The organism is Pseudomonas sp. MWU12-2319, assembly GCF_023242525.1.
In the GTDB taxonomy this organism is placed as follows: Bacteria; Pseudomonadota; Gammaproteobacteria; order Pseudomonadales; family Pseudomonadaceae; genus Aquipseudomonas; species Aquipseudomonas gingeri_D.
In genome coordinates this window covers 298,535-319,815 of record NZ_JALJES010000006.1, presented here as the reverse complement: position 1 = coordinate 319,815, position 21,281 = coordinate 298,535, and the positions used below count along the sequence as shown (strand labels likewise).

At 62.7% G+C, this 21,281-nt stretch carries 21 protein-coding genes; 18 read left to right on the top strand and 3 right to left on the bottom strand.

What is annotated here, in order from left to right; genetic code table 11:
- Nucleotides 1–46 precede the first annotated feature (46 nt).
- Nucleotides 47–703, bottom strand: a complete 657-nt coding sequence (locus tag M5C01_RS12905) for a peroxiredoxin-like family protein (RefSeq protein ID WP_152739150.1) — start codon at nucleotides 701–703, stop codon at nucleotides 47–49.
- A gap of 170 nt (nucleotides 704–873) precedes the next feature.
- Here M5C01_RS12905 and M5C01_RS12900 point away from each other — a divergent pair, with 170 nt between their 5' ends.
- Nucleotides 874–2,172 (top strand): chloride channel protein, encoded by a 1,299-nt coding sequence (locus tag M5C01_RS12900; RefSeq protein WP_152739147.1) that lies wholly within the window; start codon nucleotides 874–876, stop codon nucleotides 2,170–2,172.
- Here the strand turns inward: M5C01_RS12900 and M5C01_RS12895 are convergent.
- A complete protein-coding gene (locus tag M5C01_RS12895) occupies nucleotides 2,102–2,581 on the bottom strand; it encodes a hypothetical protein (protein ID WP_152739144.1) in 480 nt (159 codons plus the stop codon). The genes M5C01_RS12900 and M5C01_RS12895 overlap by 71 nt on opposite strands.
- 82 nt (nucleotides 2,582–2,663) lie before the next feature.
- The gene (locus M5C01_RS12890) at nucleotides 2,664–3,536 is read right to left on the bottom strand and encodes a LysR family transcriptional regulator (protein ID WP_177099020.1); all 873 of its coding nucleotides are present in this window, start codon (nucleotides 3,534–3,536) and stop codon (nucleotides 2,664–2,666) included.
- A gap of 102 nt (nucleotides 3,537–3,638) precedes the next feature.
- Here M5C01_RS12890 and M5C01_RS12885 point away from each other — a divergent pair, with 102 nt between their 5' ends.
- The 17 genes from M5C01_RS12885 to M5C01_RS12805 all read left to right on the top strand — a co-directional run bounded on the left by M5C01_RS12885 (nucleotide 3,639) and on the right by M5C01_RS12805 (nucleotide 21,147).
- Nucleotides 3,639–4,760: a muconate cycloisomerase family protein gene (locus M5C01_RS12885; RefSeq protein ID WP_152739141.1), complete on the top strand. Its 1,122-nt coding sequence runs from the start codon at nucleotides 3,639–3,641 to the stop codon at nucleotides 4,758–4,760.
- 24 nt (nucleotides 4,761–4,784) lie between these two features.
- Nucleotides 4,785–5,075 carry a muconolactone Delta-isomerase gene (gene catC, locus M5C01_RS12880; protein WP_152739138.1) on the top strand — a complete coding sequence of 97 codons (291 nt, stop codon included), beginning with the start codon at nucleotides 4,785–4,787 and terminating at the stop codon, nucleotides 5,073–5,075.
- Between the two features lie 53 nt (nucleotides 5,076–5,128).
- Entirely contained in the window at nucleotides 5,129–6,034 is a 906-nt protein-coding gene (gene catA, locus M5C01_RS12875) for a catechol 1,2-dioxygenase (RefSeq protein ID WP_152739135.1), read from the top strand.
- A gap of 99 nt (nucleotides 6,035–6,133) precedes the next feature.
- The gene (locus tag M5C01_RS12870) at nucleotides 6,134–7,102 is read left to right on the top strand and encodes an AraC family transcriptional regulator (protein WP_152739132.1); all 969 of its coding nucleotides are present in this window, start codon (nucleotides 6,134–6,136) and stop codon (nucleotides 7,100–7,102) included.
- Nucleotides 7,103–7,187: 85 nt separating this feature from the next.
- The gene (locus tag M5C01_RS12865) at nucleotides 7,188–8,564 is read left to right on the top strand and encodes a Rieske 2Fe-2S domain-containing protein (protein WP_152739129.1); all 1,377 of its coding nucleotides are present in this window, start codon (nucleotides 7,188–7,190) and stop codon (nucleotides 8,562–8,564) included.
- Entirely contained in the window at nucleotides 8,561–9,049 is a 489-nt protein-coding gene (gene benB / locus M5C01_RS12860; RefSeq protein ID WP_152739126.1) for a benzoate 1,2-dioxygenase small subunit, read from the top strand. The genes M5C01_RS12865 and benB overlap by 4 nt, the downstream gene beginning before the upstream one ends.
- Nucleotides 9,050–9,059: 10 nt before the next feature.
- The gene (gene benC / locus M5C01_RS12855) at nucleotides 9,060–10,082 is read left to right on the top strand and encodes a benzoate 1,2-dioxygenase electron transfer component BenC (protein WP_152739123.1); all 1,023 of its coding nucleotides are present in this window, start codon (nucleotides 9,060–9,062) and stop codon (nucleotides 10,080–10,082) included.
- A 10-nt stretch (nucleotides 10,083–10,092) separates the two neighbouring features.
- The gene (locus M5C01_RS12850) at nucleotides 10,093–10,854 is read left to right on the top strand and encodes a 1,6-dihydroxycyclohexa-2,4-diene-1-carboxylate dehydrogenase (RefSeq protein WP_152739120.1); all 762 of its coding nucleotides are present in this window, start codon (nucleotides 10,093–10,095) and stop codon (nucleotides 10,852–10,854) included.
- A gap of 154 nt (nucleotides 10,855–11,008) precedes the next feature.
- Entirely contained in the window at nucleotides 11,009–11,383 is a 375-nt protein-coding gene (locus tag M5C01_RS12845; protein WP_248764324.1) for a DUF2946 domain-containing protein, read from the top strand.
- A gap of 85 nt (nucleotides 11,384–11,468) precedes the next feature.
- Entirely contained in the window at nucleotides 11,469–12,494 is a 1,026-nt protein-coding gene (locus M5C01_RS12840; RefSeq protein WP_152739114.1) for a TonB-dependent receptor, read from the top strand.
- 26 nt (nucleotides 12,495–12,520) lie between these two features.
- Entirely contained in the window at nucleotides 12,521–13,024 is a 504-nt protein-coding gene (locus tag M5C01_RS12835; protein ID WP_103497450.1) for a TlpA disulfide reductase family protein, read from the top strand.
- A 335-nt stretch (nucleotides 13,025–13,359) separates the two neighbouring features.
- Nucleotides 13,360–14,844 carry a carbohydrate porin gene (locus M5C01_RS12830; protein ID WP_218171191.1) on the top strand — a complete coding sequence of 495 codons (1,485 nt, stop codon included), beginning with the start codon at nucleotides 13,360–13,362 and terminating at the stop codon, nucleotides 14,842–14,844.
- A 110-nt stretch (nucleotides 14,845–14,954) separates the two neighbouring features.
- Complete coding sequence (locus M5C01_RS12825) at nucleotides 14,955–16,094, top strand: hypothetical protein (RefSeq protein ID WP_152739111.1); 1,140 nt, start codon at nucleotides 14,955–14,957, stop codon at nucleotides 16,092–16,094.
- Nucleotides 16,091–17,395 (top strand): iron uptake transporter deferrochelatase/peroxidase subunit, encoded by a 1,305-nt coding sequence (gene efeB / locus M5C01_RS12820; RefSeq protein ID WP_152739108.1) that lies wholly within the window; start codon nucleotides 16,091–16,093, stop codon nucleotides 17,393–17,395. The genes M5C01_RS12825 and efeB overlap by 4 nt, the downstream gene beginning before the upstream one ends.
- Nucleotides 17,396–17,473: 78 nt before the next feature.
- Entirely contained in the window at nucleotides 17,474–18,499 is a 1,026-nt protein-coding gene (locus M5C01_RS12815; RefSeq protein ID WP_103497446.1) for an iron ABC transporter substrate-binding protein, read from the top strand.
- Nucleotides 18,500–20,080: an iron ABC transporter permease gene (locus tag M5C01_RS12810; protein WP_152739105.1), complete on the top strand. Its 1,581-nt coding sequence runs from the start codon at nucleotides 18,500–18,502 to the stop codon at nucleotides 20,078–20,080.
- 8 nt (nucleotides 20,081–20,088) lie between these two features.
- The gene (locus tag M5C01_RS12805; RefSeq protein ID WP_152739102.1) at nucleotides 20,089–21,147 is read left to right on the top strand and encodes an ABC transporter ATP-binding protein; all 1,059 of its coding nucleotides are present in this window, start codon (nucleotides 20,089–20,091) and stop codon (nucleotides 21,145–21,147) included.
- The last annotated feature ends 134 nt before the right edge of the window (nucleotides 21,148–21,281 follow it).

The following is a 21,281-nucleotide window of genomic DNA, read 5'->3' as shown; positions in this document are numbered from 1 at the left end:
GTTGCAGGCAAATAGCTGAGGCCGCCACCGAAGTGGCGGCCGTGCCTTAACCGCGCAACGCCGGCAGCAGCTCGGAAGGGTCCGGACGCAGCGTGTAGTCTGGATTCACTTCGGCGTAGAGCAGGATACCGTCCTGGCTGATCACGAAACGCCCCGGCATCGGCAGGCTCCAGCTCGGGTCGTCGTTGAAGGTCGGCAGGTCGTTGCCGAAGCCTTTGTACAGCTCGACCAGATAGTCCGGCAGCTCGAAGCGCAGGCCGAAGGCCGCGGCGACCGCACCGCGGGTATCACTGAGGATCGGAAAGCTCAGGTTGTTCTGGCGTACCGATTTGCGGCTGTTGGCTTTGATCTGTGGCGAGATCGCCACCAGGTTGGCGCCGAGTTCGCGGTAGGCGGGCAGGGCTTCCTCAAGGGCCTGCAGCTCCATATTGCAGTAAGGGCACCACACGCCACGATAGAAACTCACTACCAACGGCCCCTTGGACAAGAGTTCCGTGGAGGAAACCGGATGGCCGTCGGGATCGTCGAGGGTGAAGGCCGGGGCTTTGTCGCCGACTTTCAGGGCGCGCTCGGCCAGGCCGCTGGCGATCAGTTCGTCGGTGGCGCGTTTCATCACCGCGTGAACCGCTGGCGGTGCGTTGTAGGGTGGTTTTCCGCTGACGAAGTCGGCTTTGAAGGCGTCGAGTTTTGCTTGAAGAGTCATGGTCGTTTCCTGATGAGTGGATCGTTAATCACCCGGTCATGCTCACAGCCCGGCCGTGGGGCCGGTAGAGAGGGCCACGGCATAGTTCCTATTCTTGCCGGGAATACCGGATAATCACTTCCGGCGTGCGGCCATCCGGTCGTTGTGCACCAGACCTCGCGGAGTCTTGAATGGCCTTGCCGGATTCGTCGCTACACACTGAAACCAAGGTTCGTTCCAGAGCCCACGCATTATTCGTTCTCTGTCTTGTGGTGATCCTCACCGGTATTGGCGCCGGCCTCGGCGGCACGCTGTTGGCGATGCTGTTGCACGCGATCCAGCACCTGGCCTACGGCTATGGCCAGGACAGCCTCACCAGCCATGAAAGTTTCCTGATCGGCGTGAGCAGCGCCTCGACGTCGCGACGGATCCTGGCCCTGGCGCTCTGCGGTCTGGTGGCGGGCCTGGGCTGGTGGGCGATCTATCGATTCGGCAGCCCGCTGGTCGGTATCAAGAAAGCCGTGGCGCCCGACGGACCGGCAATGCCGCCCAAAACCACGGTGTGCCATGCGCTGTTGCAGATCATCACCGTGGCCCTGGGCTCACCGCTGGGCCGTGAAGTCGCGCCCCGGGAGGTCGGCGCACTGGTCGGTGCCTGGTTATCGCGCAAGGCGCAGTTGCCCCCCGAGACCCACCGGCTGCTGATTGCCTGCGGGGCAGGGGCCGGGTTGGCGGCGGTCTATAACGTGCCGTTGGGGGGCGCGGTATTTGTCCTGGAAGGGTTGCTGGCGGTGTTCAGTTGGCCGGCGGCGATCATGGCCCTGGCGACTTCGGCGATTGGCGCCGCCGTGGCCTGGGTCGGACTGGGCGCGCAGGTGCAATACGTGGTGCCGAGCCTGGCGCTGACACCCGGGCTGCTCGCCTGGTCGATGCTGGCCGGGCCGCTGTTCGGGCTCGCCGCTTATGGTTTTGTGCAACTGACCGGTCGCGCCCGGATCCAGGCTGCCCGCGGCTGGCGCTTGCCGGTGTTGTCCTTGATCAACTTCACCCTGATCGGCTGCGTGGCGGTCTATCTGCCCCAGGTGCTGGGTAACGGCAAGGGGCCGGCGCAGTTGGGCTTTGACAGCGAACTGACGTTGGGGCTGGCGGCCGCGCTGTTGGTGGCCAAGGTGCTGGTGACCAGCGCCAGCTTGCGGGCCGGGGCCGAAGGCGGGCTGCTGACGCCCGCCCTGGCGATTGGCGCGCTGATGGCGATTCTGCTGGGGGGATTATGGAGCCTGGCGTTTCCAGGCGTCGCCCTGGGGGCCTTCGCCATTGTCGGTGCGGCGGCGTTCCTCGCGGCGTCCATGAGCATGCCGATCACGGCCATTGTGCTGGTGGCGGAGTTCACCCGGATCGATCACGACTTCCTGGTGCCGATCATTCTCGCGGTGGTGGGCTCGGTGTGCATGAGTCGCCTGTGCGAAGTGATCGGTCGTCCGGCACGCTGACGCTTGCCACCGGCCGCAAGCCGCTAGCGAGGATCCTGCTGGCTCTCTTGGCCTTGGCCAAACCATCCGGATCGCCATTCAACAGGCCTTGCAGCGCACCGGCACACAGCCGCGATTGGAAGTCATCGCGCCCGGCGAATTGCTGATGCAGCAGCTCGACGCCTTGCAGCGCCATGGCCAGGATCGCCTCGATACCGCCCGGACCCTGGATCGAACTGATCATCACATGCCGCAAGGCCTTCTTGTACTGGCTCTGGGTGTGGATCGCGGTGATATCGACGCCGCTATCGGCAAAGACTTTCTCCAGCAGCCCGCGCACGGCGTCGTCCTGGAGAAAGGGTTCGCCACAGTCATCCTCGAACACCAGGCCCTTGGCAGTGAGTGTGACCCCCGTGCTGTGCTCGGTCATTCTGGCTCCTTGTAAATCACGGTAGATTTGCAGTTTGCAACCAGCCGTCGGATCAGACAAATGAAAAGCGCTCGAAAAAGTGCTACTCGTCATGACTGTTCAACAGGTTCAGACAACGCTGCAACACCTCCGAGACGTCGCCCGCCCGGTAGCTGAGCACGATGGGCGAGGTGATGCTGCTGTCCTGCAACGAGGTGTAACCAATGTCATCCCGGTGCAAGCGCTGAACCGAGGCCGGTACCAGGGCAATGCCGACCCCGGCGGCCACCAGGCCGATGGTGGTCTGCAGTTCGTTGGCCATCTGCGCCACGTGGATACTCAGGCCATGCCCGGCGAACACCCCCAGGACATGGTCGGCATAGCTGGGGCGCGGGCTGGCGGGATAGAGGATAAAGGGTTCCGCGGCCAACTCCTCCAAACTGACCGGTCGCCCGAGCAGCGGATGCCCGGCCGGCAAGGCTGCGACCAGGGGATCCTGGCGGAGGACTTTCTGGACGATGGCCGGGTCATCGAACAGCATCCGCCCAAAGCCGATATCGATCCGCCCGCTTTTCAGCGCCTCCAGTTGTTGCAGGGTGATCAGCTCCGACAGGCCCAGCTCGATATCGCCAAAACTGCGCAGGCGGCGGATCAGGTCGGGCAGGGCACCGTAGAGGGTCGAAGGCGCAAAGCCGATACCCAACCAGCGCTTGCGGCCGGCGGCCACGCGCCGGGTATCGTCACAAACCCGCTCAAGCTGTTCGAGCAGCTGGCTGGAATGTTCCTGGAAAAAACGCCCGGCCTCGGTCAGGCGCAAGGGCCGCGAACGCTCCAGCAGCGCCACCCCCAATTCATCTTCCAGTTGCTGGATCTGCCGGCTCAGGGGCGGTTGGGCAATGTTCAACAACTCGGCCGCACGGGTGAAGTTCAAGGTCTGGGCGAGCACCTTGAAATAACGCAAATGACGAAGCTCCACGATACCTCCTGGGTATGAAGCGAGACTTATTCAATATTGGACCGGCGCCGCCTTGAGCGTCAATCATGGCGGAAAGACCAATACCACGTAGATGGATACGCCATGAGCGCTGTAACGATCGAACACTTCGATACCCAGATTGTCGATTTGCCCACCATTCGTCCGCACAAACTGGCGATGCACACCATGCACGGCCAGACGCTGGTGATCCTGCGTATCCGTTGCAGCGACGGTATCGTCGGCATCGGCGAGGCCACCACCATTGGTGGCCTGGCGTATGCCGGGGAAAGCCCGGAAAGCATCAAGGTCAACCTCGATACCTGGTTTGCGCCGCTGCTGATCGGCCAGGACGCCAGCAATGTCAACGCCGCCATGCAACGGGTCGACCGGGCCATTCGCGGTAATACCTTCGCCCGCTCGGCGGTGGAAACCGCCTTGCTCGATGCCCAGGGCAAACGCCTCGGGCTGCCGCTGGCCGAACTGCTCGGTGGCCGGTTGCGGGACGGCGTGGAAGTGGCCTGGACCCTGGCCAGCGGCGACACCGGCAAGGACATCGAGGAGGCCGAGCGCATGCTCGACCTGCGCCGCCATCGTCATTTCAAACTCAAGATCGGTGCCGGCGAACCGGCGCGGGATATCGCCCATGTCGCGGCGATCAAGCGTGCCTTGGGCGACCGCGCCAGTGTGCGGGTGGATATCAACCAGGCCTGGAGCGAGGCCGTGGCGGTACGTGCCTGTCGCCAACTGGCCGATGCCGGGGTCGAGCTGATCGAGCAGCCGCTGTCCCGCCATGATCGTGCCGGCATGGTGCGTTTGAGCGCCCATAGCCCGATCCCGCTGATGGCCGACGAAGCCATCGAGTCGGTGCAGGACAGCTTTGCCCTGGCGCAAATGGGCGCCGCGAGTATTTTTGCCCTGAAGATCGCCAAGACCGGCGGCCCGCGTGCCGTGCTGCGTACGGCCGCGATTGCCGAGGCGGCGGGTATCGGCCTGTACGGCGGCACCATGCTCGAAGGCAGTATCGGCACCCTGGCGGCCGCGCATGCTTTCGCCACCCTCGACAGGCTGGAGTGGCACACCGAACTGTTCGGCCCGTTGCTGCTGACCGAAGACATTCTGGTCGAACCGCCGACCTATCGTGATTTCCAGCTGCTGATCCCGAAGACTCCCGGGCTCGGCCTGGTCATCGATGAAGAACGCCTGGCGCGTTTTGCCCGCCACTGACTTCCTGAACCCAGAGGACACACCATGCTTTTTCACGTACGCATGACCGTCAAACTGCCCACCGACATGCCGGCCGAACAGGCTGCGCGACTCAAGGCCGATGAACGCGAACTGGCCCAGCGCCTGCAACGGGAGGGCACCTGGCGCCACCTTTGGCGCATCGCCGGGTTGTATGCCAATGTCAGCGTCTTTGATGTGCCGGATGCCCAGGCGCTGCACGATACCCTGATGCAACTGCCGCTTTATCCCTATATGGAGATCGAGGTCATGGCGCTGTGCAGGCATCCCTCTTCGGTCCGTGACGACGACCGCTGAGCCGGGGTTTTCCAAGGTTTGCATCCACAAGAACAATGATGAGGAACAGCAGCATGACCGTTCGTATTTCCCAAACCGCCGAAGTCCAGAGCTTCTTCGAAGGCGCCGCCGGCCTTGACCAGGCTGCCGGCAATCCACGGGTGAAGCAGATTGTCCACCGGGTGTTGAGCGACAGCATCCGCCTGATCGAAGACCTGCGGATCTCGCCGGAAGAGTTCTGGAAGGCCGTGAACTACCTGAACGAACTGGGCAGCCGCCAGGAGGCCGGCCTGCTGGTCGCCGGGTTGGGCCTGGAACACTATCTCGACCTGTTGCTGGATGCCGAAGACGAGCAGGCCGGTCATGTCGGTGGCACGCCACGGACCATTGAAGGACCGCTGTATGTGGCCGGTGCGCCACTTTGTGAAGAGGAGGCCCGGCTGGATGACGGCCTTGATCCGGGCACCGTGCTGTTTATGCGCGGTCAGGTCCGCGGCCTCGACGGCAAGCCGCTGGCCCATGCGCTGGTCGATGTCTGGCATGCCAACACCGGTGGCACCTATTCCTACTTCGATCCTTCGCAGTCGGAGTTCAACCTGCGCCGGCGCATCCGTACCGACGCCGAAGGTCGCTACCGCTTCCAGAGCATCGTGCCTTCCGGCTACGGTTGCCCGCCGGACGGCCCGACCCAGCAGTTGCTCGATCAACTGGGCCGGCACGGCCAGCGCCCGGCGCATATCCACTTCTTTATTTCCGCCCCGGGTCATCGTCACCTGACCACGCAGATCAACCTGGCGGGCGATCCCTACCTGCACGACGACTTTGCCTACGCCACCCGCGACGAGTTGATTGCCGAAATCGTCTTCAAGGAAGACGCGAACGGCCGACATGCCGAGATCGACTTCGATTTTGCCTTGCAGTCGACCGACGCCGCCAAGGAACAGGACAAGGGTGAGCGGGTGCGGGCACTCGAAGCCTGACCCTCGCCGCGTTCCGGCGTTACAGGTCCCGCGTGCGTCTGCCCGCGGGACTTTTGTCGTCCTGCCAGCCTTGATGGAAAAACAAGAGAGGCTTATCCCATGACCACTTTGTTGAGTGAGCGCAGCCGGATTTTCGAACAGGCCGATGCCCATGCGGTCTCCGAGTATGTCAACCAGCATGTCGGCAGCCATTGCATTCGCCTGCCGCCCAGGGGCCGCCCGCAAGCGAGTATCAAGCACCGGACCTTTTCCAGCCTTGACCTGTGCCGCATCAGCTACGGCGCCCGGGTCCAGGTAACGTCGCCGGCCCTGGAAACCATCTATCACTTGCAGATACTGCTGAGCGGACACTGCCGTTCAAGCTCCCGGGGCGAGGAGCGGATCTATACGCCCGGTGAGATCCTGCTGATCAACCCGGATGATCCGGTGGACCTGACCTATTCGGCCGATTGCGAGAAATTTATCGTCAAGCTGCCGGTGCGCTTGCTGGAAAATGCCTGCCTGGATCAGCACTGGCTGCTGCCGCGCCAGGGCATTCGCTTCGACAGTGAGCGCCGCGACCTGGCCGGGTTGGATGGCTTTGTGCAATTGCTGGGGCTGATTTGCCACGAGGCTGAGAGCTGCGCGGAACCGGAGACTCAAACCCTGTATGAGCGCATTGTCGCCAGCAAGCTGCTGGGCCTGCTGGCGAGCAATGTGCAACGGGTCTGCCCCGAGGCGGAGAGCGCTGGTGGCTTCGAAGCGGTCCGCCAATTTATCGAGGCGCATCTGCACGATGAGATCGGTGTAGAGCAATTGCGCGAGGTGGCGCGGGTCAGCGAGCGCTCCCTGTATTTATTGTTCGAACGGCATGTCGGTATTTCGCCCCGCGACTATGTGCGCCAGCGCAAGCTGGAGCGGGTGCATGCGCTATTGCAGCTACCGGGCGCCCGCAGTGTCACCGAAGTGGCGCTGGACCATGGTTTTGTTCACCTGGGGCGCTTCTCCGAAACCTATCGCAAACGCTTTGGCGAGCTGCCTTCGCACACCTGGCGCCGCCAGCGGGAGGTGGCTGCACGTAGCGGATAGCGATTTGCAGGGGGCGGATATTGTGACGGTCAGGGCAGGCATAAGGTGAGGGCGCCTGAGACAAGAACAATGGAGGGCCCAGCCCATGAGCGACACACTCGACAGACTCGCCTGCCAGATCCGCGAGTCGGTTCAGGAAGACCCCGCCAGCGGAACCTTCTGCTGCCGCCGCGACATCTTCACCGACACCGAACTGTTTTCGCTGGAAATGAAACACATCTTTGAAGGCGGCTGGGTCTACCTGGCCCATGAAAGCCAGGTCCCGGAGATCAACGACTACTTCACGACCTTTATCGGCCGCCAGCCGGTGGTGATCACCCGCGACAAGCAGGGCCTGCTCCATGGCCTGGTCAACGCCTGCGCCCACCGTGGCGCCATGCTCTGCCGCCACAAGCAAGGCAACAAGGGTTCGTTTACCTGTCCGTTCCACGGCTGGACCTTCAGCAACACCGGCAAGCTGCTCAAGGTCAAGGATGGCAAGACCGGCGCCTACCCCGACCGCTTCGACTGCGACGGTTCCCATGATCTGCGGCGCCTGGGGCGCTTCGAAAACTATCGCGGCTTCCTGTTCGGCAGCCTCTCGGAGCAAGTCCCGACGCTGAACGATTACCTGGGGGAAACCCGGGTCATCATCGACCAGATGGTCGACCAGGCCCCCGAAGGCCTGGAGGTGTTGCGGGGCAGCTCGTCCTATGTCTACGACGGCAACTGGAAGCTGCAAATCGAGAACGGTGCCGACGGTTACCACGTCAGCTCCGTGCACTGGAACTACTCGGCGACCATGCAGCGGCGCAACTACGAGTCCGAGGGCACGCGCACCGTGGATGCCAACGGCTGGTCGAAAAGCCTGGGCGGCGTCTACGCCTTCGAGCATGGCCATATCCTGCTCTGGACCCGCTTGCTCAACCCGGAGGTCCGTCCGGTGCATGCTCATCGTCAGGCTCTGGCTGAGCGCTTGGGTCAGGAACGTGCCGACTTTATCGTCGATCAGACCCGCAACCTGTGCCTGTACCCCAACGTCTATCTGATGGATCAGTTCTCGACGCAGATCCGTGTGGTGCGGCCGATTGCGGTGGACAAGACCGAAGTGACCATCTATTGCATGGCGCCCAAGGGTGAAAGCGCCGAGGAGCGCGCAACCCGTATCCGCCAATACGAGGACTTCTTCAACGTCAGCGGCATGGGCACGCCCGATGACCTGGAGGAGTTTCGCTCCTGCCAGACCGGCTACCAGGGCTCGATCCCGTTGTGGAACGACCTCAGCCGTGGCGCCAAACAATGGCTGGAAGGCGCCGACGAGAATGCCCGGGCGATGGGCATGCAACCGCTGCTCAGCGGTATCAAGACCGAGGACGAAGGTCTGTTCGTGCGCCAGCACGCGCATTGGGCCGAAAGCCTGCTCACGGCGCTGGAGCGCGAGCGCAAAGGTTTGATCGCCACGGACAAGGAGGGCCAGGTATGAACCTTTCACGTGATCGTTTGCTGGATTTCCTCTACCGCGAGGCCCGACTGCTCGACGACCGCCAGTGGGACGAATGGCTGCAATGCTATAGCCAGCAGGCGCAATTCTGGATGCCGGCCTGGGATGACCACGACAGCCTGACCGAAGACCCGCAGCGCGAGATTTCGCTGATCTACTACCCCAACCGCGACGGCCTGGAAGACCGCGTGTTCCGGATCAAGACCGAGCGCTCCAGCGCCAGCACCCCGCAGCCGCGCACCGTGCACCTGATCGCCAACCTGGAAGTGCTGGACGGTGATGAGCGTGAAGTCGAGCTGCGCTTCAACTGGCACACCCTCAGCCATCGCTACAAGACCACGGATTCGTACTTCGGGACCTCGTTCTATCGCCTGGATATCAGCGGCGAGCAACCGCTGATCACCCGCAAGAAGGTGATACTCAAGAACGACTATATCCACCAAGTCATTGATATTTATCATATCTGAGGGCCGGCCCATGACGTATCGCATTGCCCTGAACTTCGAGGATGGGGTCACTCGTTTTATCGACTGCAAGGCCGGCGAGAAGGTGCTCGACGCCGCCTTTCGCCAACGGATCAACCTGCCCATGGACTGTTCCGACGGCGTCTGCGGTACCTGCAAATGCCGTTGCGAAAGCGGCGCCTATGACCTCGGCGAAGATTATCTCGAGGAAGCGCTGGGGGCCGATGAGGTCGAGCAGCGCCAGGTGCTGACTTGCCAGATGATTCCCGAAAGCGACTGTGTGCTGGCCGTGCCGGTGCCGTCCGGCACCTGCAAGACTGGCACCTCGCGGTTCGACGCGACCCTGGCGGGGATCACCGCTCACGCCGACGCAGCTCTGGAAGTCCGTTTCGAACTTGATCAGGCACCAGCGTTCCTGCCGGGACAGTACGTGAATATCGGCGTCCCCGGCAGTGAACAGACCCGCTCGTATTCGTTCAGCAGCCTGCCCGGCGAGTACCACGTCAGCTTTCTGATCAAGCATGTCCCGGGTGGGCTGATGAGCGGCTGGCTGGGTCGGGCCCAGCCCGGCGAAAAGGTCTCGATGAGCGGGCCGCTGGGCAGTTTCTACCTGCGCACGGTGACCCGGCCGTTGCTGTTCCTGGCCGGTGGTACCGGACTGGCGCCGTTTCTGTCGATGCTCGAAGTGCTCGCCGAGCGCAACGAACGTCAGCCGATCCACCTGATTTATGGGGTTTCCCGGGACCAGGACCTGGTCATGGTCGAGACGTTGCAAGGGTTCAGCGAGCGCTTGCCGAATTTCACCTTCGTCACCTGTGTCTCCGACCCGCGGACCCTGCACCCGCGCCAGGGTTATGTGACCCGGCACATCGCGCCCGGGTTGCTCAACGGCGGGGAGGTCGACGTTTACCTGTGTGGCCCGCCGCCGATGGTCGATGCCGTACGGCAGCACTTCAAGGCAGAGGGCGTGATCCCAAGCAGCTTCCACTACGAGAAATTCACCGCCAATACCCTGGTGACCGGCGATGCCGCCTGAGGAGATCGTGATGAACCCACGTTTCAAGGACAAGGTAGCGCTGGTCACCGGCGCGGCCCAAGGTATCGGTCGACGAGTGGCCGAACGCTTGCTGGAGGAGGGCGCCTGGCTGGTGGCCGTGGACCGTTCCGAACTGGTCCACGAGCTGCGTGGCGAACGGGTCCTCAGCCTGACTGCCGACCTGGAACAGCATGCTCCTTGCACAGAGGTCATGCGCGCCGCCCATAAGCGTTTCGGGCGCATCGATATCCTCGTCAACAACGTCGGCGGGACCATCTGGGCCAAACCTTTCGAGCATTACCAGGAAACCGAGATCGAAGCGGAGGTGCGCCGCTCACTGTTCCCGACCCTCTGGTGCTGCCATGCGGTATTGCCCTACATGCTGGAGCAGGGCGGCGGGGCGATCGTCAATGTCTCGTCGGTGGCTACGCGCGGGATCAATCGGGTGCCCTATGGCGCGGCCAAGGGCGGGGTCAATGCCCTGACTGCCTGCCTGGCCTTCGAGACCGCCGGCCGCGGGATTCGGGTCAATGCCACGGCACCGGGCGGCACCGATGCGCCGCCGCGGCGTATCCCGCGCAATGCCCAGGCACCCAGCGGCGATGAACAAGCCTGGTATCGACAGATCGTCGAGCAGACCGTGGACAGCAGCTTGATGAAGCGTTATGGCAGCATCGACGAACAGGCAGGGGCGATCCTTTTTCTCGCCAGCGACGATGCTTCCTACATTACTGGCGTGACCTTGCCAGTAGGAGGAGGTGATCTGGGCTGAGCTGACGCGCCGGGCCGTTATATAAGCTATATATAAACTGTTGCCTGAAACGTGTTGCGGCACAATGTCGCAACCGTTGCCGACACGTTGTACTGGTGACCGTTGTTTGTCACCCTTGGCGCCAATAATAATCAGCGACGTCACTTTCGTGTCCATGCCCCGGTTTTCCCACTCATTGCGTCGGCTTGCCATTTGCCTGGCCATGCTTGCGGCGTTGCTGCCGAGCGTGATGCTGTTGCTGCCGGCTGCCCATGGGCAGTCGATGATGATGGGCGAGCATTGCAACATGGTCGGTATGACCGGACACGACACGTCCTCCGGCAGCCGCGATCCCTCGCCGGACCAGTACCATGAATGCCATTGCCTGCTGTGTGTCGTCCATGCGGTCGATATCGGTTTACCGCCCAGCGTCGTTCAGTGGCAGCTTTCCGGTCGCACCGACGTCGTGCTGGCACAAGCGATCTACCCTCCCTACGCCAGCACAGTCTGGCTGGTCTCCGAGCCGCGCGGCCCGCCCGCTTTTTCCTGATTCTCCTTGCAATGGCAAATCCTCCCCAGCCTGTTTGGGTGGTTTGTCCCTATGCGTTGCAACTTAATCCAGGAATGCCAACCCCATGGTCATGCCATCACTGCGCCGTACCCGTCGAAGCGTATTGCCGCTCGCGGCTTTGTCTGTCACCGCTTTATTTCCGCACCTCGCGTTGGCTTGTGCCAGCTGTGGCTGCACCCTCAGTTCCGATTGGGACAATCTGGGCATCAGCAGCTCGTCGGGGCTGAAGCTGGACCTGCGTTACGACTATCTGAACCAGAACCAATTGCGTAGTGGTAGCCACAGCATTTCTCCAGGTGCCGCGAGCCAGATCTCCAACAACGGCAACCCACAGGAGGTGGAAAAGTACACCCGCAATGACTACCTGACGATGGGCCTGGACTACAGCTTCAATGCGAGCTGGGGCGTGGATCTGCAAGTGCCGTATATCTTTCGCAGCCATAACACCCTGGGCACGGCATCGGATGGTGTGACCCCAGGTGATGGTGGGGGTCAGTACAGCTCCAGGACCTCCAGTCTCGGCGACGTCAAGGTCATCGGTCGTTATCAGGGGTTCACACCGCAGCACAACCTGGGAGTGTTGTTCGGTTTGAAACTGCCCACGGGGGCCCATGACGACACCGCCCCGTCCACCGACCCCACCGCCCCAGGCCCTGTGGCGATAGACCGTGGCCTGCAACCGGGTACCGGGACCACCGACGGCATCCTGGGTGTCTATTACATGGATACCCTGAACAAGAACTGGGACTACTTCGGCCAGGCCTTGCTGCAGAAGGCGCTTGATTCCAGTGATCACTATCGCCCAGGCGATGGCGTCAACCTGAATGTCGGCCTGCGCTACATGGGCAACGCCTACGTCACGCCGCAGCTCCAGCTGAATGTGCGACATGTCGAGCGCGATGTCGGTGCCAATGCCGACACCGTCAGCACCGGCGGCACTCTGGCCTACCTCAGTCCGGGTGTGACGGTGCCGGTCGGCAAAAAGACCTCGCTCTACTGCTTCGTGCAGGTGCCGGTCTACCAGAATGTCAACGGCGTGCAGCTTGCTCCGCGCTATACCGCGACCATCGGCGCCCGATACGCGTTCTAGTGATCCATGAGACGGAGGGAAACTTGATGAGCACAAAAAGACTGCTGCCCTTGTTCGCGCTCTGTTGCAGCCTGGTTGGTCTGCCCGCCTGGGCGATTGATGTAGGCGAGCACGCGCCGAATCTGACGGCGAAAACCCTGGATGGCGAGACCTTTGATCTGCGCAAACAGGCCGGCCAGGTGGTGATCGTGAATTTCTGGGCTTCCTGGTGCGAGCCGTGCCGGGCAGAAATGCCCGCCATGGAAGCCTATTACCAACAGCACAAAGGCGAAGGGCTGAAGATTATTGCGATCAGCATGGATGAGCCGGAGGACGACGCCATGGTGCACAAGGTCATGGCCGGCTACAGCTATCCCGCAGCGTTCCAGCGGGACGCCGATTTCAAGGGGTTTGGCCGGGTCTGGCGGATGCCCATGACCTACGTCATCGACAGGCAGGGCGTGGTGCGCAAGGACGGTAGCGTGGGCGATCCGAAAATCGATCGGGCGCTGCTGGATCAGTTGGTGAACCCGTTGCTGGCGACGCATTAGCACTGACAGCCTGAAAACCGCCGAGTGCTTTGGCACTCGGACCGGCCATGCTCCGCTATAGCGGAGCCAATTACAGATATCACATCGTGCTTTTCTCCGGCCGGCGCCGAGAAGGGCGGGGGGATATCGTCCTGTGAGGCCCGAACCAGAGCCTGGGGAAAAAGTTTCATGTTCTGGAGGCGAAGTTTCATCTGAAACAAATTGTATTAAAAAATTCCCAGGCCTAAGATGCGCGCAATTCGAGACCGGTTCTCATTTCGATTCTCATTTTGATCCTTTCCCGTGGCCCGAGCCTGTTGCCGCGGTGTGAGGATCAAGTCCTTATGGAGTCATCGATGCGCGCAATGTCGTACCACCGATCCACCCAGCGTGTTGTTCTGTCGACCGCCCTGGCTTGCTCTGTCGCCTGGCTGTGGGTCGCTCCCGCCAACGCGGCGCAAGCAGTGCCGACGGCCAATCCGTCCATGGCGACAGATGACGTCAACCCTGCGGACCTGCCTGAAGCGGATCTGGCGATCAAGGCCGCGCCAGCCGGTCAGTGGACCGGTTTCTGGACGCGCCAGAACATGCTCGGCGATATCGGCGGGCTGCGCTCGAGCCTCGCGGCCTATGGCGTGACCCTGGGCCTGACGGAAACCAGCGAATACCTGAACAATGCCAAGGGCGGCTTGAATCGCGGTGGGGACTACGACGGTCTCACCACCATGACCCTGAAGCTCGACACCCTCAAGATGTTCGGCCTGGCCGGCGGTACCCTGAACATCAGCGCCATAAGCGTCCACGGGAAAAATCTCAGCGCCGACAAGCTGGGCACCCTGCAGACCGCCAGCGGTATCGAAGCGGACACCGGCACCCGTCTGTGGGAAGCCTGGTACCAGCAGAAATTCCTCGACGAGACCCTGGATTTGCGCGTCGGCCAGCAGAGCATCGACCAGGAGTTCATGGTCAGCCAGTACGCCAGTACCCTCGTCAACACCATGTTCGGCTGGCCGGCGGTGCCGTCCTACGACATGCCGGCCGGTGGCCCGGCCTATCCGTTGTCGGCCCTGGGTATCCGTGTGCGGGTGCATCCGACCGATGCGATCACCGTCCTCGCGGGCGTCTATGACGGTAACCCGGCGGGCACCAACGACGGTGACCCGCAACGGCAGAACGCCCACGGCACCAACTTCGACCTGCACACCGGCGCGCTGTACATCTCCGAGTTGCAGTACGCCGTCAACCCGGCCTCTCTGGGTCAGACGGAGACCGCCAACCCCGGTCTGCCGGGTCTCTACAAACTCGGCGCCTGGTACAACACGCAGAACTTCGCCGACCAGCGCTACGGCACCGACGGCTTGTCGCTCGCCGATCCGAACAGCAACGGCACCGCCACCGAGCATTCGGGCAACTACAGCGTCTACGCCGTGGCCGACCAGATGATCTGGCGCCAGGCCCCGGACAGCATGCGTTCGGTGGGCGTGTTCACCCGCCTGATGGGGGCGCCGGGCGATCGCAACCTGATCAGCTTCAGTGCCAACGCCGGCGTGACCCTGGCCGCGCCTTTCGAAGGCCGCGATGCCGATACGGTCAGCCTGGCGCTGGGTTACGTCAAGGTCGGCAGTGGCGCCGCGGGTCTGGATCTCGACAGCGGCAACCGCGTGCGCAATGGCGAGACCTTTCTTGAAGCGACCTATCAGTACCAGTTGACCCCGTGGCTGCAACTGCAACCGGACATTCAGTACACGCTCAATCCAGGGGCGGGCCAGAACCCGAACGATCCGACGCTGCGAATGGGTGACACGCTGGTCTGGGGCTTGCGCACCAACATCACCCTCTAGACCGGACGCTGGCCGAGCGCTTTGCGCCGGCCCGAGCGCACCGATCCGCTTTGTTTGATTTCGGCCCTGCCCGACAGGGCCTGTCGACTTCGAGAAATCAGGAGTATTGCATGACGTATTCGAGCCTGCCGCGTCTGGGCAAAGGCCTTGTGGCCCTGGCCACGCTATTGACCTTCAATGTCGCCCTGCCGGCGCACGCGGATGATGCCCAGGGTTTCCTGACCGGCATCCACAAGCACCAGCCCCTGACGTCCACGGTCCCGGACAATGGCGACCAGAACCCGTACGCCATTGCCGTGGCACCGGTGTCCGCCGGGAAAATCCAGAAGGATGACGTGCTGGTCGACAACTTCAACAACGCCGCCAACCTGCAGGGCGTCGGCACCACCATTGTCGACTACAACCCGAGCACCAAGCAGCTGTCGTTGTTTGCCCAATTGCCCCATGACCTGCCGCAGTGCCCGGGCGGCGTCGGCCTCAGCACCGCGATGACCATGCTCAAGAGTGGCTGGGTGATCGTCGGCAGCACCCCGAGCAATGACGGGACCACCGACACCAAGGGCGCTGGTTGCCTGGTGGTGCTCGACCCGAACGGCAAGGTGGTGGATGTCTGGTCCGGGCCGAATATCAACGACCCGTGGGGCAATATGGCGGTGATCGACAACGGTTCCAGCGCGACCTTGTTTGTCAGCAACGCCGGTTTTGGTGTCGGCAGCGCCAAGGGCACGCCACCGGTGGTGATTCAGTCCACGGTATTGCGCCTGGACCTGAAGATCCCGGAAGGCAAGCCACCAGTGATCACCAACCAGACCGTGGTCGGCAGTGGCTTCAGCGCCCAGGCTGACAAAGGTGTGTTCCTCGTCGGCCCGACCGGCCTGGCGATGGGCAAGGACGACAAGCTGTACGTCTCCGATACCCTGGCCAACCGCATCAGCGAAATCTGGGATGCCACCACCCGTACCACCAGCGCCGGTGTCGGCCGCACGTTGACCAAGGACGGCATGTTGCTGCGTCCGTTGGCGCTGACCACCGCACCTAATGGCCACTTGCTGACCACCAACGGCTTGAACGGCAAGGTCGTGGAAATCGACCCGGATACCGGCAAGCAACTCTTTGCCCAGTGGATCGATGCCAACAAGGCCCAGACACCACCGGGTAACGGCGATCTGTTCGGCCTGGTCATGACACCGACCGGTGATGGCTTCTACTACGTGGAAGACGACGTCAACATGCTGGTCCTGGCCAAATGAGTACATACGACGACAGTGCTCCCGGCCTGTCCCGGCGTCGTTTCCTGAGCGCGGCCAGCAGCCTGGCCGTTGCCGCGGGAGTGATCGGCACCGGCGGCGCGGCCGCGGCCGAAAGCCTGGCAAAGCCCAAGGCCGGCCAGGCGTTGGCCGCAGTCGAGCCGTTCTATGGCGTGCACCAGGGCGGCATCATCACGCCACAGCAGACCCATTCGCTGTTTGCCGCATTCGACCTGGAAACCACCGCGCGGGCGGATGTGATCGCGTTGCTCAAGCGCTGGACCGTTGCGGCCAACCGCATGAGTCATGGCGAGACCGCCCAGCCGCTGGCGGTGCCCAAGGATGCCGCGCCACTGGACGGCGGTTCGGCCGAGGGGCTCAGGCCGTCTCGCCTGACCGTGACCTTTGGCTTCGGTCCCGGCTTGTTTGTCAGCAGTGATGGCAAGGACCGTTATGGCCTGGCATCGCGGCGCCCGGAAGCGCTGGTCGATCTGCCGAAATTCAACGGTGACCAACTGGTACCCGAGAAGTGCGGCGGCGACCTGAGTATCCAGGTCTGTGCCGATGATCCGCAGGTGGCCTTCCATGCGTTGCGCGAACTGCTCGCCCTGGCGGATGGCGTAGCCCTGATCAAGTGGATGCAGTCCGGTTTTACCAGCCCCCCGGCTGGCGGCGGCACCACCCGAAACCTGATGGGTTTCAAGGATGGCACCAACAATCCGTCCACTCGCGACAGCAAGATGATGGACGAGGTGGTCTGGGTCGGCGATGAAGGCGGCTGGATGAAGGCGGGCTCCTATGTCGTGGTGCGGCGTATCCGTATCGCGCTGGAGCACTGGGACAGGACGGAACTGGGCTTCCAGGAAGAGGTGGTGGGTCGTGACAAGGCCAGTGGCGCGCCGCTGGGCAAGACCCACGAGTCCGACCCGCTGGATCTTGAAGCACAAGACAAGGACGGCAACCCGATCATTCCGGACAATGCCCATGCGCGGCTGTCCGCCGCCGCTGAAAACGACGGTGCGCAGATTCTGCGGCGTGCCTACTCCTACAACGATGGGGTGGGTTTTTATGCCGAGCGTTGGCCACCATGGCGCCAGGGCATGATGCTCGATGCCGGGTTGTTCTTCGTGGCTTACCAGCGCGACCCGCGCAGCGGCTTTATCAAGATCAACAAGAAACTGTCCACCCTGGACATCATGAACCAGTTCACCACCCATGTGGGGAGTGGGATCTTCGCCTGCCCACCGGGTGCCAGCGAGGGTTCGTTCATCGGTGCCGGGTTGTTCGAAGGGCTCGACAGCTAAGGGCTGTCGAGCAGGGCGCAGCCTGTATCGGGCTGCGCCTCTTTGGCTGTAATCATCGCTGTATTGGGAGTATTTCGAATGTCTTTCAAGGTTTTCAACGCCACGTTGCCGCGCACTGTCCAACTCGCCTGCCTGGCAGCCGCGATGCTGGCGTGCGGCGTCTCTCAGGCCGCCTCGCTGACCCTGTACAGTGCGCAACACGAGCAGACCGTCAATCAACTGGTCAAGGATTTCGAAAAGCAGACCGGCATTTCGGTCAAGGTGCGCACCGGTGAAGGTCCGGAACTGGCGGCGCAACTGCTGGCCGAAGGCAGTGCCTCGCCCGCCGACGTGTACTTCACCGAAAACTCTCCCGAGCTGATGTTGCTGGAAGAGAAGGGCTTGTTGGCCCCCGTGCAACCCGCCACTTTGTCGACTATCCCGGCCCGTTACAGCTCGCCGAGCGGTGATTGGGTCGGGGTGCTGGCCCGTGAAAACGTGCTGGCCTACAACACCAAGCTGGTCCAGGCCACTGAATTGCCGGCCTCGTTGCTCGACCTGGCCGAGCCGGCCTGGAAAGGCAAGGTGGCCATTGCGCCGGCCGATGCCGACTTCCTGCCCCTGGTCAGCGCGATGCTGGCGGTGAAGGGCGAAGCCACCACCTTGCAGTGGCTCAAGGGCCTGCGCACCAACTCGCAGATTTTCAACGATGACGAAGGCGTTACCGCTGCCGTCAACCGTGGTGGTGTTGCCGTCGGGGTGATCAACAGCTACTACTGGGCGCGCCTGCACACCGAAGCCGGTGACAAAGGGACCCACAGTGCGCTTTATCACTTCGCCAACGGTGATGTCGGGGCGCTGGTCAACGTGTCGGGCGTCGCGGTCCTGAAGACCACCCGCAACCAGGAAGCCGCCAACAAGTTTGTCGCCTACCTGACCAGCGAAGGCGCTCAACAGTTGATGGCCGGCAACAAGGTGACCTACGAGTATCCGCTGCGCGCGGGTGTTGCTCCGGACCCTGTGCTGCTGCCGTTCAGCAAGCTTTCGCCACCGGCCCTGGATATGAAAACCCTGGGTGACGATAGCCACGCGGTCAAGTTGCTGCGCCAGGCCGGCCTGCTGTAAATGGCCAATGCGACCATTGCGGTCAAGTCCGAACGGCGTACGCCGTTCGGACTTTTGTTTGTCTGTGTCGTCGTGGCGCTGCTGGTGCTGGCGCCGCTGGCCTTCACCCTGAAGCAGGCGGCGAGCTTCAGCTACGATGACGCGGTCGAATTACTGTTCCGGCCCATTGTCGGCGAGCTGGCGGTCAATACCTTATTGATTGTCCTGGCGGCGACGTTCGCCTCGGCCTTGATCGGTACGGCGGTGGCCTGGTTCGTCGAACGCACCTATCTTCCGGGACGAGGTGTCTGGGCGGTGCTCGCGGCGGTGCCGCTGGCCATGCCGCCCTTTATCACCAGCTATGCATGGGTTTCCTTGAGCCTGTCGTTGCAGGATTTCTCCGGTGCCTTGCTGGTGGTCACCACCGCCTACTTTCCACTGGTTTACCTGCCGGTTTCCGCTGCGCTCAGGGGCATGGACCCGGCGTTGGAGGAAACCGCCCGTTCCCTCGGGCTCGGGCCGTGGCGCTGCTTCTTTCGCGTGGTGCTGCCGCAGCTCAAACCGGCGTTGCTGGGCGGGGTACTGCTGGTCGCCCTCAGCGTACTGTCCGAGTTTGGCGCGTTCGCACTGTTGCGTTTCCGGACCTTTACCACCGAGATCTATGCCGAATATCGTGCCAGCTTCGACGGTGCCGGTGCGGCCTTGCTGGCCTGCGTGCTGGTACTGCTGTGCCTGATCTGCCTGGTGGCGGAGTTCAAGGTGCGCGGCCTCACGCGTTATGACCGGCTCGACCGTGGCACACGCCGATCGGCCACCCGCTACGAACTGGGCCGGGCGAAATGGCTGGTATGGGCCGGGTTTGCCGGTTTGACCGTGACCACCCTGGGCGTTCCCCTGGGCATGATCGGCTACTGGTTGCTGCAGCACAGCGAGGCCGCCGTGACGCCCTCCGAGTTCTCGCTGGGGCAATTGACCAGCACGACCTGTGCCTCCTTGGGCCTTGGCCTGGCCGGGGCGCTGCTCACCACCTTGCTCGCGTTGCCCCTGGGCTTTTTGTTGGCGCGCTTTCCAAGTCGTATCAGCACCTTGCTGGAGCGTATTGCGTATCTGGGGCAGGGCGTGCCGGGTATCGTCATCGCCCTGGCGGTGATTTCGATCTCGATCCGCTTTATCCAACCGCTTTACCAGAGTGCGGCGTTGTTGGTCCTGACGTATTCGATCCTGTTCCTGCCGCTGGCACTGGTCGGTGTACACGCCACGCTGGTGCAGATCGAACCCCGTCTTGAAGACACGGCCCGCTCGTTGGGCCTGCGGTGGTGGCAAACGGCATGGCGGGTGATTCTGCCGCTGGCCGGCCCCGGTATCGGTGCCGCCGCTTCGATGGTGTTTATCACCATCGTCACGGAGCTGACCGCCACCTTGTTGTTGTCACCCATCGGTACCCACACGCTCGCCACCCAGGTCTGGGTCGATACCTCGGCGATGGCCTTTGCCGCTGCCGCGCCGTATGCCGCCATGCTGGTCGGTATTTCACTGTTTTCCACCTGGCTGCTGATGTCGCTGTTCGGCAAATCGGCGGTGCTGGGTAGCTTCCAATCATAGGGATCGACATGGCTGATGTAGAAATTCGCGGCCTGCGCAAGACGTTTGGCAACACCCCGGTATTGCGTGGCGTCGATCTGTCGGTGTCGTCCGGCAGCCTGGTGGCGATTCTTGGACCGTCCGGCAGTGGCAAGACCACGTTGTTGCGGCTGCTCTGTGGCTTCGAGCGCGGTGACGCGGGGACGATTCAGATCAATGGCCAGCGGGTCAGCGGTCCCGGCGTCTATGTGCCGTCGGAGAAGCGTCATATCGGTTATGTGCCGCAGGAAGGCGCGCTGTTTCCGCATCTGTCGGTGGCCGAAAACATCGTCTTCGGCCTGCCGCGGCAACTGCGAAAAGCCCACCACCGCGTCGCCGAGTTGCTCGAACTGGTGGGCTTGCCCGGCGATTTTGCCAATCGTTCACCGCATTCGTTGTCCGGCGGACAGCAGCAACGGGTAGCGCTGGCACGGGCGCTGGCACCGGCGCCGGCCCTGGTCCTGCTCGACGAGCCGTTTTCCTCGCTGGATGCCGCGCTGCGGGTGGAAACCCGGCAGGCGGTAGCGCAGGCCTTGTCGGCGGCCGGCGCCACTGCGTTGCTGGTCACCCACGATCAGTCCGAGGCGTTGTCCATGGGCAGCGAAGTCGCGGTGTTATGGAAGGGTGAACTGGTACAGGTGGCGAGCCCCGAGCAGTTGTACCGGATGCCGGTCAGTCCCGAGCTTGCGCGCTTTGTTGGCGATGCAATGTTGTTGCCGGGGATTGTCGACGGCGCCCGCGTGGTGTGTGCCCTGGGACCTTTGCGCCTGATGGCGGCCATGCCCGACGGGCCGGTACAGGTGTTGCTGCGGCCGGAGCAGATCAGGCTCTCAGCCGTGGAATGGGCGACCGGCAAGGCGCGGGGCAGGGTGCTGAAAGTGGACTACTACGGGCATGATGCCTGTGTGCACCTGGGGCTGTCGGATGGTACGGGCCTATCGACCACGCTGATTGCGCGCGTGCCCGGCCATTTATGCCCGCGGCCGGGTGATGAGGTGGCCATCAGCGTGGAGGGGGAGGTACTGGCCTATGAAGTTTTCCGTGATTGATATGGGTCAAGCAAACCAGCCGATACCAGGCCGGAATCAAGCCATCCGCTGAATCTGTTGAAGCGCCCACCCCAGCTATCTCATGAAGGCTGCACGAGGTCGTACCTTTGTTGATCCAGGTCAACATTGCGATT